Below are 12,987 nucleotides of genomic sequence, written 5' to 3' on the forward strand. Positions count from 1 at the left end.
CCGCTGCCCCTCACCACGGTGAGGGGCAGCGGTCGTTCCCGGGGGCCGGGAGGGCGGGGGCCCGGGCCCTGCGTCCTGTCCGTGGAGCGGTGTCAGGAGGCGGTGACCGCGAGCTCGCCGAGCGTCGGCGAGCCGACGGCGGCGCTCACGCTCTCCCACTCCGACCAGGCACCTCGGTCGTAGTCGCCGGTGGCGCTGTACAGGAAGCCGCCGACGACGGTGTAGAGGTGCAGCCGGTTGCCGATGGCCACGGCCGAGACCCGCTCGACGGAGCCGCGGTCGCCGGTGGCGGCGGTGACGTCGCCCCAGCCGGACCAGCGGCCGGCGGCGTAGTCACCGCTGGCCTGGTGGAGCCGGCCGCCGGCCGTGGCCACGACGTGCAGGGTGCTGCCGATGGACGCGGCCGACAGCTGGGTGACGGGCCCGCCGGAGGGCAGGCCGAGTGCCGAGGTCACGTCGCCGGAGCTCCAGGCGCCGCGGTCGTAGTTGCCCTCGGCGTCGTAGACCCGGCCGTCGGTGCCGAGGGCCACGACGTGCAGGGAGTTGCCGTTGCGGGCGGCGGTGATCCGCGCGGCACCGTGCAGCCCGGAGGCCGAGGTGACGTCGCCCCAGCCGGACCAGGTGCCGGAGTTCCAGTCGCCGGTGGCCTGGTAGACCCTGCCGCCGACGAGGGCGAGGACGTGCAGCTTGCGGCCCATGGCGGTGACGGCGACCTGCTGGGGAGCGCCGGGCAGCGGACCGGCGGCGTAGCCCGCGGTCACCTCGCCCCAGCGGCTCCAACTGCCGTCCGACATGGACCGGTCGGTGATGTGGATCCGGCCGGAGGCCGCGACCACGTTGTGGACCACGCCGTCGTCGGTGGTGCCGACCGCGGTCGAGGTGACGGCGTTCTCGGGGAACGGCCGCCCGTCGGCGGGGACGGAGGTGAACGGCGCCCAGACGCCGTAACCGTAGTGCGCGCCGCTGTTCAGCAGCGAGGAGTAGCCGGTGGCCAGCACCTGCACCCGCTCACCGGGCTTGAGCACGGCGAGCGAGGGGGTCTCGGTGACCTGGAGCTCCCTGCTGACGGCCCGCTGCCGGGCCTCGTCGCGCGCCGTGAAGGTCACGGTGTACTTGCCCGCCGCCGCGTAGCTGTGCGTGACGCGGTCGGTGTCCGAGTGCACCACGGCGGTGTTGCCGTCGCCGAAGTCGATCGTGCCGTCGACCAGGGCGTAGGGCGACATCCCGCTGAGCTCGAACTCGTAGGTGTACGGCCAGCCCGCGTTCTTGGCGTTGAAGCTGGCGAGCAGCGGGAAGTCCGGGTTCGCCTGGATCGTCGAGATGGCCGCCGCTGCCCGGCCGCCCGCGGCGTCGACGGCCGTGGCGGTCACCGGGTGGAAGCCGGTCGAGGTGTAGGTGTGCCGCACGGTGGCGTCCGTCGTGCGGACCGGCTCGCTGCCGTCCCCGAAGTCGACGAGGTAGGCACCCGGGCCGAGGTTCCAGGAGTTGTCGAAGCCGAGCTGGGCGACGACGGTGAAGGGCACCGGTCCCTTCGGGGTGGTGACGCCCTCGCCGGTGATCTCCAGACGGGTCTCGCCGACCATGCCGCCGAGCTCGTGGGCGCCGCGGTCGCGGGTGCCGGTCCCGGTGTTGGCGACGTCGGGGTGGTCGAGGGCGGGCTGGCCGAACAGGTCGGTGCCGACGCCGGGGGCGGTCGGGTCGGCGGAGTCGATCGCGCCGGCGGCGGCCGAGGTCAGCCGGTTGAACGGGCGGTCCGGGGTCATCGCGGAGTACTCGATGTCGAGGTCCAGGTCGTGCGTGCCCTGCCCGGTGGCGGCGGCGAACGCGGCCGGGGACGCGTAGCGGGTGCCGGCCCACTTGTAGGGCTGCGAGCCGGACTTCGCGTGGACGACGTTGTAGTCGACGCTCGCGGTCGGGGCGGCCGCGGCCGAGACGGTGATCTGGGCCTGGTCGTCGCCGAAGGGCGAGCAGGACGGACGGTCGGCCTGGCCGCTCTTCGCGTTCCCGTCGACCGCGATGTTGTTCTTCACCACGGCCCGCGGCGAGTCGCCGTCCAGTAGGACGCTGCCGAAGCAGGTGAGCGCGAAGGTGTTGTTGGTGACGGCCAGGTCGGCCACGCCGGTGGCGGTGACGCCGGTGGTGCTGGTCCGGCTGAAGTCGTTGCCGGTCACCAGGACGTGGTGGGCGGCGCCGTCGACGACGAGGCCGTATCCGTGGTTGAAGGAGTTCCGGCTGACCGTGACGTGGTCGCTGCCCTCGCCGATGTGGAGGGACTGCTGGTAGCCCGAGCGGTCGTACCAGTTCTGGTCGATGACCACCCGTGTCGAGCCGAGGACCTGCACGCCGCGCGGGGCGAACGTCCGGAAGCCCCGGATCGTGACGTCGTGCACGCCGGTCAGGACGAAGGAGCTGCGGTCCGCCGGTCCACGGACGGCCGGTGCGTTGTGGAAGGGCGCGGTGTCGACGGGACCGCCGAGGAAGGTGATCGGCTGCTCCGGGGTGCCGGAGCGGGTGATCCGGACCTCCTCCGGGTAGTCGCCCGGCCAGACCCGGACGGTCTGCCCGGGCTCGACGACGGCGGCCGCGGCGGAGACGGTGCAGAACGGCCGCGCGACGGTGCCGGTGCCGGCGCCCTGGTCCGCGCAGTCTCTGGAGAGCTCGTTGACGTGGAGTGTGGTCGCGGTGGCGGCCGGGGCCGCGGTGGCCGGTCCCGGCAGTCCGAGTGCGGCGCTGGCCGTGGCGACAGTCAGTCCGAGGACGTGACGCAGACGCACGTGGTGCCTCCCCCTTCAGGATGTGACGGTGCGTTCACCGACGGGCCTGCACGCGTAGGTCCTGGGCGCGCTTCGGGCAGGGTCGGTGAAGATCGGCCCGAGTATGGCAGGGCTGATGCTCTGTGGGCGACCGTAAATCTGATCGTCGTACGGTCGTGATCTTGCTGGCCCGAATCGTTCACTTTCCCCCCGGAAAGCCCGTGAGCCCCCGGCCGAGGGTGCTCGGCCGGGGGCTCACGGGTGGTGCCTGTGTGCCGTCAGGCGGCGGCGACCGAGAGGCCGGTGAGGCCGGGGGCCCCGACGGCGGTGGTGACGTTGCCCCAGCCGGACCAGGCGCTGCGGTCGTAGTCGCCGGTGGCGTTGTACATCCAGCGCCGGGAGAGGGCGTACAGGTGGAGCTTGTTGCCGATGGCGACGGCGGAGACGTCGTCGATCGGGCCGAGCGGCCCGGTGGCGGTGGTCAGGTCGTGCCAGCCCGCCCAGTAGCCGGCGGCGTAGTCGCCGGTGGCCTGGTACAGGCGCTCGTCGGTCACGGCGATGACGTGCAGCTTGCTGCCGATCGCGGCGGCGGAGAGCTCGCTGATCGCTATGGCGGAGGGCAGGCCGATCACGGAGGTGGGCTCGCCGGAGCTCCAGGTGCCGCGGTCGTAGTTGCCGTCCGCGACGTAGACCCCGTCGTCGAGACCGAGGCTCACGACGTGCAGGGAGTTCCCGGTGACGGCGGCCGTGACCCGGGTGGAGAGGGGCAGGTCGGCGGCCGAGCTGACGTTGCCCCAGCCGGACCAGCTGCCGGCGCCCCAGTCGCCGGTGGCCTGGTAGACGTCACCGTCGACGAGGGCGAGGACGTGCAGCTTGCGGCCCATGACGGCGGTGGCGACCTGCTGGGGGGCGCCGGGCAGCGGCCCGGCGACGGCGGGCGAGGTGATCTCGCCCCACGAGGACCAGCGGCCGTCCGACATGCGCCGGTCGGCGATGAAGACCCGGTTGCCCGCGGCGGCCACGTTGTGGACCACGCTGTCGGTGGTGGTGCCGATCGCGGTCGAGGTGACGGTGCTCTCGGCGAAGGGCCGGTTGGTGGCGGCCAGCGTGGAGAACGTGGCCCAGACCCCGTAGCCGTAGTGGGCGCCGCTGTTCAGCAGGGAGGTCTCGTTGGTGCCCAGCACCTGTACCCGCTCACCGGGCTGGAGCACGGCGGTCCTGGGATCGACGCCGGTCCGGAGCTGGGCGGGCACCCCGGCGAGGGCGGTCCGCGCCTGTGCCTGGACGCGCTGCTCGGTGTGGAAGGTGGTCACGGCGGCCGCCGGTCCGGCGACGGCCGGGACGGACAGGCCGAGTACGGCGGTGGCCGCGACGACGGTCAGCCCGAAGGCGTGACGCAGGCGCATGGGGAATGTCTCCTCTGGGTGAAGTCGCGCCGAGTATCGCAGGCGCCGGTCGGACGTGAGCGATCGGGTTGCCCGGTCCGGACCGGGCCCCCGGCGGTCCGGCCCGTGCCCGTCGGGGCCGGACCGCCGGTGTTGCGCGGGCAACTCGCTCCGGCCGTAAGGCTGTTACCGGTCGGTCGGGGTGGTGGCGGGTGTCCGCCCGGGGTGAGGTGTGCGGGAGGACGGGCGCCTCGTGGGCGGGGCGCCGCGGCCGCCCGTGACGTCGGGCGGTCGGTCCTCCCGCGCGCCTGCCGCCCGGCAGGGCGGAGTGTTCGGAGGCGGAGATGGCGGAGATGGCGGCGATGGCGAGGACGACGAGGACGGGGAGGTTCGGGAGGGCGGTGGCCTCGGCGGCGGTGGTCGTCGGGTTGGCGCTGGCCGGAACGGTGGGTACGGCCACGTCGGCCCAGGCCTTCAACGCGGCGTGGGAGCGCTGCTCCACGGAGGGGCCGCACACCGATCCCAAGCTCGGCGGCCCGTACCTGTGCGGCGGCAGGTGGGGCTCCCCCTGGTACGTCCACTTCCCGGACAAGGTGGAGCAGGTCTTCGCGGTCGGCACCGACTTCGCGGTGTGGAGTACGTGGACCGGTCCGGGCACGCGACAGTGGGGCCCGTGGGTCTCGATGGGCGGGCGGGTGACCGGTGGGGTGTCCGTCGCCTCCGAGGATGGGTACGTGCTGCAGCTGGTCACGACCGGCACGGACGGCAAGCTCTGGTACAACACCCGCGGGAGGAACGGCGTCTGGACCGGTTGGTTCCGGTAGTCGCGCCGGCGTCGCCCGGGCCTGTGGCTCGGGCGACGCGGGTGCCTTCGCAGGAGGTCAGGCGACGCAGCCGGGGACGGCGGGGGCGCTGCCGACACAGTTGTCGGGGACGTTGCCGCTGACGGGCGAGGTGGTGAGGGTCATCGCCCCGTTCCGTCGGTAGACACCTGCCGCGTCGGTGGCGCTGTTGGCGCTGACCGGGGTGCTGGTGAGGGTGGTCGAGGTCGCGTCGACCGCGGCGATCCCCCCTCCCTGGGCCCCGGAGCTGTTGCCGTTGACGGCGCTGCCGGTGGTGGTCAGCGAGCCGCGCAGGCCGTTGTAGACACCGCCGCCCCGGCCGGTGGCCCTGTTGCCGGACACGGTGCTGTCGGTGAAGGTCGCGGCCGGGCCCTTGGCGGGGGCCGCGATGTCGGCGTTGGCGAGGGCGCCGCCCCGGCCTGCGGCGGTGTTGCCGGTGAGCGCGCTGGCGGTGAGGGTCACGGCTCCGTGGTTGAGGATGCCACCGCCGTCCGTGGCGGCGCGGCCGTTGCGCAGGGTGACCTTGCCCTTGAGGGTCAGACTGCCGCCGGCGGAGACCTTGGCGATGCGGAAGGCCGGTGTGCCCGGCGTCGACGAGCGGGTGATCGTGTCCGTGTCACCGGTCAGGGTGATGGCGGTGGTGATCACCGGGAGGGCGTTCGGGCCGTCGCCGTCACTGCTGTGGGGTGAGGTGATCGTGTACGTGCAGTTGGCGGCGAGGACGACATCGCCGCCGCCGGCCGTGTTGGCGGCGTTCACGGCGGCCACCAGCGCCCCCTCGTCGCAGGCCACGACGGCCTGTGCGGTGGACGGGGCGAGGGCGGCCGCGGTCGCGGTCAGGACGATCGCCCCCAGGACGGCCGGAACGGTCCGGACCGTGCGCATCTCAGGCCGCCGCACACGAGGTGACGGCGGCCTGGGCGGCGGTGACGGAGGTGGCGGCCGCGGCGGCACTCGCGTCGGCGGAGGTCTCGGCCGCGGCGGCGGCCGCGGTCGCCGTCCCGGCGGCCTCACCCAGGACCGTCGCGGGTTCCCCCGCGGCGATGGCGGCGGCCAGGGCCTTGGCGGCGGCGGCGGAGGTGGCCGCGTCGCTCTTGGCCGCGTCGGCCGCCGCCGCGGCGTTGGTGGCCGCCGTGGCGGCCGCGGTGGTGGAGGCCGCGCAGGCCACCGGATCGGCCGCCGCGTGGACGGCCGGAGCCGGGGCGGGGCTGAGGGCTTCGGTGGGCGACACGAAGGCCGTGCCGGCCGCGAGGGCACAGGCCGTGAGGGTCGTGGCGGCGAGAGGGCGGAGCTTCATGGAGATCCCCTGTTCGGGTGTCGGGAGGGAGGCGGGCGCGGAGGGTCCGGCGCAGGTGGACGGCCACGGATTCCCGGGAACGGGTCCGGGGCTGCTCGTACCTGGAGCGAAGCACGCGAAGGGGCTTCTGTCCGTGCGGTGTTCGGCCGGCCCCGGGTCCGGCGGTGCTTCCGTGCCGGGCGAGGCATCGGGTCCCGGCCCTGGCCAGGACCGGTGGCGCCCCCGTTCGGTTGTCCTCCGCTCGGCCGATCCGCTCGGCCTCGGACGAGTAGCCGAGGAGGTCCGCCGCCGGAATGAGGGCGGGCCCGCCCCGCTCGCCCTGCCCCGTCCCGGCCGGAGACCCCTTGACTGATCCTTTTGCGTGACTCATTCTGACTAAAAATCCAGTCAGGATGCCGTGCGCGGCACCCGCGGACCACCAGCCCACCCTCTCCCCGAAGGCGACCCGCCCGTGACCTCGTACGACCTCCTCACCTCCTACGGCTCCCCGCTGGGCTCACCCGCGCGCACCGTGCCCGGCGCACGCGAACCGCTGCGTGTCGGCCTCGTCCAGATGCGCTGGTACCCCGACCAGGACGAGCACGACGCCCGGCTGCGCGAGGGCGTGGCCCTGGCCGCCGGACAGGGCGCGCGAGTGGTGTGCCTGCCCGAACTGACCCGCAGCCCGTACTTCTGCAACACCGACGACCCGATGGCCGACGGCGCGGACCGCTACCTGGAGGACGTCGGGACCGGCCCCACCGCCCGCCTCGCCGCCGAACTGGCCACCGGCCTCGGCATCACCGTCCACGCCTCCCTCTACGAGCGCGCCGGGGACGGCGGCCTGGGCTACAACACCGCGATCTGCGTGGATCCCGCCGGCAGGATCATCGCCCGCACCCGCAAGAACCACATCCCCGCGTTCCCCGGCTACCGCGAGGACCTGTGCTTCCGCCCCGGCGACAGCGGGTTCCCGGTCGTCGCCCACGAGGGCGCCCGCTTCGGGTTCCCCACCTGCTGGGACGAGTGGTTCCCCGAACTCGCCCGCGCCTACGCGCTCCGGGGCGCCGAGATCCTCGTCCACCCCACCGCGATCGGCTCCGAGGTGGACCTGCCGGACTTCGACACCCGGCCCCTGTGGGAGCACGCCATCAGCGCGAACGGCCTCGCCAACGCCCTCTTCATGATCGTGCCCAACCGGATCGGCACCGAAGGCCGATCCACGTTCTACGGCTCCTCCTTCATCTCCGACCCCTACGGCCGCGTCGTGCTGCGCGCCCCGCGGGACCGGCCCGCCGTCCTCGTCGCCGACCTCGACCTCGACCAGCGCCGGGACTGGCTGGAGTTCGGCCTCCTGCGGACCCGTCGCCCCGAGCTGTACGGCCCGCTCACCGAGCAACTCGCCACCCCGGCGGTCTAGGGCCCGGCCGGGAGTCCGGCCCCCTGCGGTCACGGTCGCGTCGCAGGGGGCCGGCGCCGTACGCAACCCCGGGTTCGGGAGTATCGGACTGGCCGTCAATTTTGGCGGTTCTTACGGGACTTGGGTCGTGCGGGGGCGATCGGTCCGGCGGGGTGCGGCGTTTGCAAAACCTTTGCCCGATCCGGTTGACAGGTCTAGACCTACCCCTGTTGAGTCGTCGCGCCCCGCACGTGACGGCCTCCGGGCCCGGTCCGTCCCGCGACGGACCGTTCGGGGCAGTGGTCTCCCTGCCGCCGTCCTCCGTTCCCACGATCGTGCGGCCCCCACCGCACAAGGGGTGATCTCGTCATGCGTCACAGATCCACGACCCGGCTGACCCTCGGCGCAACCGCCGCGGCCCTGCTCGGCCTCCTCGTCCCGCTGGCGCCCGCCGCGATGGCGGCCGACCCCGATTCGGCGGCCGTCTCCCGGGACTCGGGCGACCAGGACCGGTCCGGCGGGTTCAAGTACAAGCGGGTCGGCTACTTCATCCAGTGGGGCGTCTACGCCCGCAACTTCCACGTCAAGGACCTGGAGACGAGCGGCACCGCCGACAAGCTCACCCACATCAACTACGCCTTCGGCAACGTCGGTTCGGCGGGCACCTGCCAGATGGGCGGCCCCGGCTCCGACACCTGGGCCGACTACGTCCGCCCGGTCGGCGCGGCCGAGTCGGTGGACGGCGTGGCCGACGCCGACGGCCAGGCGCTGGCCGGCAACTTCAACCAGCTCCGCAAGCTCAAGGCCGAGCACCCGGACCTCAAGCTGATGATCTCGCTGGGCGGCTGGAGCGGCTCGGCCTACTTCTCGGACGCGGCGCGCACCGCCGCCGGGCGCAAGGCACTGGTCGCCTCCTGCATCGACCTCTACCTCAAGGGCAACCTGCCGGCCGACGGTGCCCGGGGTGGCGCGGGCGCCGCCGCGGGGCTCTTCGACGGCATCGACCTCGACTGGGAGTGGCCCGGCTCCGAGGGCGCCCCCGGCAACGGCATCCGCCCCGAGGACAAGAAGAACTTCACCGCCCTCGTCCACGAGTTCCGCACCCAGATCGACGCGTACGGGAAGTCGTTGTCCCGCCGCAAGCACTTCGAACTGAGTGCCTACGTGCCCACCGCCCCCGCCAAGATCGACGCGGGCTTCGAGGTCTCCAAGATCATCCGGGACTTCGACTTCGTGAACCTCCAGGGCTACGACTTCCACGTCTCCGGCGAGAAGACCACCGCCCAGCAGTCCGCGCTCTACGCCCGGAACGACTTCAGCGTCGACCAGACCGTCAACGCCTGGCTGCGGCGGGGCGCCCCCGCACGCAAGCTGGTGACCGGCCTGCCGTTCTACGGCCAGGGCTGGACCGGGGTCACGGGAGGGGGCGACGGTCTCGGGCAGCCCGCCGCCGGTCCCGCCCCGGCGACCTGGACGGCCGGTACCGAGGACTACAAGCTCCTGAAGAAGCTCGCCGACTCGGGGACGTACAAGCTGTACCGGGGCCAGAAGAACGGCCACGCCTGGCTCTTCGACGGCACCACCCTGTGGACGTACGACGACCCGACCGTGCTGCGCGCCAAGGCCGCGTACGTGCGCAACGAGGGTCTCGGCGGCGCCATGATCTGGTCGCTCGACGGGGACACCCCGAACGGTGAGCTGATCACGGCGATCGACCAGGGCCTGAGCCGCCGGCACTGACGCGCACCGCACGTTCCGCACACCGCACGTTCCGCAGGTCCGGTCCGACTCGCGTCGGGCCGGACCTGCGGCTTCGGCGGGGAGGATCAGACGCGGAACGTCGCGACGTAGCGCCGGGGTTCGCGCCGCAGGTCGGCCTCCCAGCGGTCCGCGCACTGTTCGGCGAACGTCTTCCGGGTGTGCAGCACCTCGTCCAGGGGATCGAGGTAGGCGAGGACCTTCGGCGGTTCCAGCCCTGCCTCGACCCGGGCCCGCAGCCCGGCCCGGGCGAGCCGGACCAGTTCCGCCGCGAGGTCGTGGACGCGGTCGCCGCCGAGGTCCGTCCGCAGGCCCTCGGACGGCAGCGCGGCCATCGCCGCCCGGTGGTCCGCCGCGCTGTAGGGGCGCAGCAGGTTCCAGGCCGCCGCCCGCGACGGCGGGTGGTAGCTGAGCCCCACCCACAGCGCGGGGACGGCCGCGAGGTGCGGGTACGGCGGGCCGTCCCCGGCCCGGAGCTCCAGGGTCCGGCGGACCCTGACCGCCGTCCAGATCTGCGACAGGTGGGAGACCCAGTCGTCGAACCCCGGAAGGGTGCCGTCGTCGAAGCCCTGCCGCAGGATCGCGCCGAACGGCCGGTCGGGCGCCGGCCGGTAGCCCCCGTCCGCGCCCCGGTGGTAGATCATCGGGAGCCCGAGAGCCCAGTCGACGACGTCGTCGGCGCCCACGTCGTCCCGCAGGGCGGCCGGCATGACACCGCAGCGGCCCGGGTCCATCCGCAGCCAGTCCTGCGAGCGGTGTGACAGCAGACCGTTGGAACGGCCCTCGTGCAGGGGCGAGTTGACGAACAGCGCGGTGACCGTCGAGGACGCCGCCATCTGCATCCGCAGCTTCTCGGTGAAGTCCCGCTCCGAGAGGTAGTCCAGGTGCACCTGGGCGGACAGCGAGAGCGCCATGACGTTCGGCGCCCCGCGCCCGGCCGCGCCGATCCGGGTGAAGTAGTCCCGCATGACGGCGCCGCGGACCATCGGCACCCACGTCATCGCGTCCACCCGGTCGAAGGGGAGCCGCGCGCCCGGCAGCAGGGCCAGACCGAACCGTCCGACCAGCTCGGACAGCCGCTCCAACGCCTCGCGCGTGCCGTCCACGGCCGCGGCCAGGCCGGCCACCGGGACGGACGAGTACTCCAGCTGCCCGCCGTGCTCCAGCGTGACGAGGTCACCGCCCGGCAGGTCGACGCCGGTCAGCCGCCCGGCGTCCGTCCGGCGTTCGCCGCCCCACTCGGCGAGCACGGTCTCCAGGACCTCCTCGATCCCTCCCGCGCCCTCGTAGGGGGCGGCGAGGCCGGTCTCGGGGTCGACCACGCCGTTCTCGATCTCCAGCCCGACCAGTTCGGTGCCGCCCGCCGCCGGGACGAAGATCGACCTGAGGTCCTCGCGCCGCAGCCGTCCGGGCCCGGTCCCGCCGGTCCCGCCGACGCCGCCGGCCACGCGCCCGCCGGTCACGGTCGGCTCCCCACCGTGGCGGTGCCGTACCGCTTCCCCTGGTCGAGCACCCGGAGCACCACGTCGAGGGCCGACTGCGCGGCGCCCTGCATCCACGCGTGCGAGGCGGACAGGTGCTCGCCCGCGAAGTAGATCCGCGGGTCGTCGGCCGGGTGCGGGGTGCCCAGTCCGCGCAGGTAGCGGATGTGCTCGCCGGGTGCGAGGTGGGCGAACGCGCCGCCGCCCAGGCCGATCTGGTCGTCCCAGTTCCAGTGCACGATGTCGTCGACGTCGTGGCGGATGAGGGGGTGCAGCCGCTCCAGGCACTTGAGCACCAGCAGGTCGCGGTCGGGCTGCGGGAGGGTCGTGAAGCGGCGGGCGTTGGCGCCCCAGAGGTAGGCGCCGGTGAGCACCGCGGACTCGTGGGACCGGTCGGGGTCGAGGGCGACCAGGTACGGGCCTCCGGCCGGGCCGTCGCCGTTCGGGCTGCCGGAGCCGCTGTAGGACCCGCTGCCGGAGCCACTGACGGAGCCACTGACGACGGAGCCGCCGACGTCGGGCCCGTGGCCGCGGTGGCCGCGGTGGCCGTTACCGCCGGATCCGTTCCCGCCGGACGCGCTCCCCCCGGGGCCGGTCCCGTCCACGAGCGTGCGGGCGTTGTCCGACGGGTACCAGCACTGCTGGATCGGCATGTCCGTGAAGCTGCCGCCGCCGAAGATCCCGTCCGCCAGCTCCCAGCTGCGCCGTCGGGTGTGCACCAGGACCTTGGTGCTGCTGGCGTAGCTGATGCCGCGGATGGCGTGCTGCTGGTGGTGCGGCAGGTCGGGCCGGAAGACGATCTGGTCCAGGGCGGGCACCGGGACGCAGCAGACCACGAAGTCGAACCGGTCGGAGACCGGGCTGCCCAGCCGCAGTCCCCGCACCCGCACGCCCGATCCGGTCAGCGAGAGCTCGTCGATCCGGGTGGACAGGCACAGGGTCCCCGGCCGCAGCGCCCGGACGAAGGACTGCACCAGGGTGTCCATCCCGCCGACGAGTTCCACCTGCCCGAGGTGGAACAGGCCGAAGTAGTCGACGAGGACCTCCAGCAGGCACGACTGCTCGTAGTGCGCCAGGCCGCTGGCGTGGCCCAGCAGGTGCCAGGCCTCCGGCGACAGCCGCTCGTGGACGTACTGCCAGAGCGACACGGTGGTGAGCCGGTCGAGGGCGGGATCGTCCCACCGGCCGGCCAGCAGGCGCCGCTGCTGGTCAGCGGTCAGCGAGCTCCACACCGCCCTCAGCAGCCTGTCCAGGACGTCGAGCGGGGCGCCGAGCTCCTCGGCGCGCAGCGCGTAGACGGAGTTCAGCGACCGCCCGTCCCGGATGCGGACGCGGTGGCCGCGCAGGTGGTAGTAGGCGGCGGGGTTGAAGTTGACGAACGGGCGGGTCCGCAGCCCGAACGCCGCGATGTAGTGCTGGATGCAGTGGTGGTTCGCGGGGACGCGCATCGCGCCGAGGTCGGCGTACGTGCCGTCCCAGAAGCGGTGGGTGCGCACGCGGCCCCCCGGGCGGTTCAGCCGCTCGTACAGGACGATGTCGTAGCCCCGGCGCTGGAGCTCGTAGCCGGCGACCAGGCCGGCGATGCCGGCGCCGATCACCGCGCCGCGGCCGGTGGCTCCGGCCGTCGGCGTCAGCAGGCTCTTGGGGAAGGCGAAGCTTTCGTCGAACATCAGCACCTCGCTGGGTCGTCGCCCCAGCATGAGGCGGTGCATCGCACACGAGCCACCCGGGAGCGCCCATCCGGACGCGACCGGGCGCGCGGACGGGGCCGGACGCGCGGACGCGGGCCCGCCCGGGAGGGGCGGGCCCGCGTCCGGGGCGGCCGATCAGGTGTTGATGCAGGTGTTGCCGAAGGCCGGGTTCAGGGCCCCGATGATGCTGATCGAGTTGCCGCAGACGTTGATCGGGACGTGGACGGGGATCTGGATCTGGTTGCCGGAGAGGACGCCGGGGGAGCCGACGGCCACACCCTCGGCGACGGAGTCGGCGGCGGCGGTACCGCCGCCGGCGAGGACCGCAGCGGCGGCGAGGGCGCAGGCGGCGAGGGTGGTGCGAGTACGCATGTCTCTCCTTAACGGGTGAGTTGGCACATC

At 73.6% G+C, this 12,987-nt stretch carries 10 protein-coding genes; 3 read left to right on the forward strand and 7 right to left on the reverse strand.

Annotation, left to right across the window (positions count from 1 at the left end):
• Window positions 1-92: 92 nt before the first annotated feature.
• A complete protein-coding gene (locus ABZY91_RS26335) occupies window positions 93-2,774 on the reverse strand; it encodes a PKD domain-containing protein (protein ID WP_355405499.1) in 2,682 nt (893 codons plus the stop codon).
• 257 nt (window positions 2,775-3,031) lie between these two features.
• Window positions 3,032-4,159, reverse strand: a complete 1,128-nt coding sequence (locus ABZY91_RS26340) for a hypothetical protein (protein ID WP_355405500.1) — start codon at window positions 4,157-4,159, stop codon at window positions 3,032-3,034.
• Window positions 4,160-4,482: 323 nt separating this feature from the next.
• On the opposite strand from ABZY91_RS26340, the gene ABZY91_RS26345 reads away from it, so the two are divergent.
• Window positions 4,483-4,962, forward strand: coding sequence for a hypothetical protein (locus ABZY91_RS26345; protein ID WP_355405501.1), 480 nt, complete (start codon window positions 4,483-4,485; stop codon window positions 4,960-4,962).
• 57 nt (window positions 4,963-5,019) lie between these two features.
• On the opposite strand, the gene ABZY91_RS26350 is transcribed toward ABZY91_RS26345, so the two are convergent.
• Window positions 5,020-5,865 (reverse strand): hypothetical protein, encoded by an 846-nt coding sequence (locus tag ABZY91_RS26350; protein WP_355405502.1) that lies wholly within the window; start codon window positions 5,863-5,865, stop codon window positions 5,020-5,022.
• A gap of 1 nt (window position 5,866) precedes the next feature.
• A complete protein-coding gene (locus tag ABZY91_RS26355) occupies window positions 5,867-6,277 on the reverse strand; it encodes a hypothetical protein (RefSeq protein WP_355405503.1) in 411 nt (136 codons plus the stop codon).
• Between the two features lie 451 nt (window positions 6,278-6,728).
• Between ABZY91_RS26355 and ABZY91_RS26360 the strand changes: the two genes are divergently transcribed.
• Both ABZY91_RS26360 and ABZY91_RS26365 read left to right on the forward strand, forming a co-directional pair.
• Window positions 6,729-7,676 (forward strand): nitrilase-related carbon-nitrogen hydrolase, encoded by a 948-nt coding sequence (locus ABZY91_RS26360; RefSeq protein ID WP_355405504.1) that lies wholly within the window; start codon window positions 6,729-6,731, stop codon window positions 7,674-7,676.
• A 348-nt stretch (window positions 7,677-8,024) separates the two neighbouring features.
• Entirely contained in the window at window positions 8,025-9,395 is a 1,371-nt protein-coding gene (locus tag ABZY91_RS26365) for a glycoside hydrolase family 18 protein (RefSeq protein ID WP_329949400.1), read from the forward strand.
• Between the two features lie 86 nt (window positions 9,396-9,481).
• Here ABZY91_RS26365 and ABZY91_RS26370 read toward each other — a convergent pair whose 3' ends face one another.
• The 3 genes from ABZY91_RS26370 to ABZY91_RS26380 form a co-directional block, all read right to left on the reverse strand.
• Entirely contained in the window at window positions 9,482-10,876 is a 1,395-nt protein-coding gene (locus ABZY91_RS26370; protein ID WP_355405505.1) for a glutamate-cysteine ligase family protein, read from the reverse strand.
• The gene (locus ABZY91_RS26375; protein ID WP_355405506.1) at window positions 10,873-12,594 is read right to left on the reverse strand and encodes an NAD(P)/FAD-dependent oxidoreductase; all 1,722 of its coding nucleotides are present in this window, start codon (window positions 12,592-12,594) and stop codon (window positions 10,873-10,875) included. The genes ABZY91_RS26370 and ABZY91_RS26375 overlap by 4 nt, the downstream gene beginning before the upstream one ends.
• Before the next feature lie 126 nt (window positions 12,595-12,720).
• Window positions 12,721-12,957 carry a chaplin gene (locus ABZY91_RS26380; protein WP_355405507.1) on the reverse strand — a complete coding sequence of 79 codons (237 nt, stop codon included), beginning with the start codon at window positions 12,955-12,957 and terminating at the stop codon, window positions 12,721-12,723.
• Window positions 12,958-12,987: the final 30 nt, after the last annotated feature.

It is taken from the genome of Kitasatospora sp. NPDC002965 (assembly GCF_040611255.1).
Classification (GTDB): domain Bacteria; phylum Actinomycetota; class Actinomycetes; order Streptomycetales; family Streptomycetaceae; genus Kitasatospora.

Coding starts and splice junctions, on each gene's coding strand:
- ABZY91_RS26355 (WP_355405503.1), bottom strand. CDS start 6,277: ATGAAGCTCCGCCCTCTCGCCGCCACGACCCTCACGGCCTGTGCCCTC.
- ABZY91_RS26350 (WP_355405502.1), bottom strand. CDS start 5,865: ATGCGCACGGTCCGGACCGTTCCGGCCGTCCTGGGGGCGATCGTCCTG.
- ABZY91_RS26375 (WP_355405506.1), bottom strand. CDS start 12,594: ATGCTGGGGCGACGACCCAGCGAGGTGCTGATGTTCGACGAAAGCTTC.
- ABZY91_RS26380 (WP_355405507.1), bottom strand. CDS start 12,957: ATGCGTACTCGCACCACCCTCGCCGCCTGCGCCCTCGCCGCCGCTGCG.
- ABZY91_RS26340 (WP_355405500.1), bottom strand. CDS start 4,159: ATGCGCCTGCGTCACGCCTTCGGGCTGACCGTCGTCGCGGCCACCGCC.
- ABZY91_RS26365 (WP_329949400.1), top strand. CDS start 8,025: ATGCGTCACAGATCCACGACCCGGCTGACCCTCGGCGCAACCGCCGCG.
- ABZY91_RS26345 (WP_355405501.1), top strand. CDS start 4,483: ATGGCGGAGATGGCGGCGATGGCGAGGACGACGAGGACGGGGAGGTTC.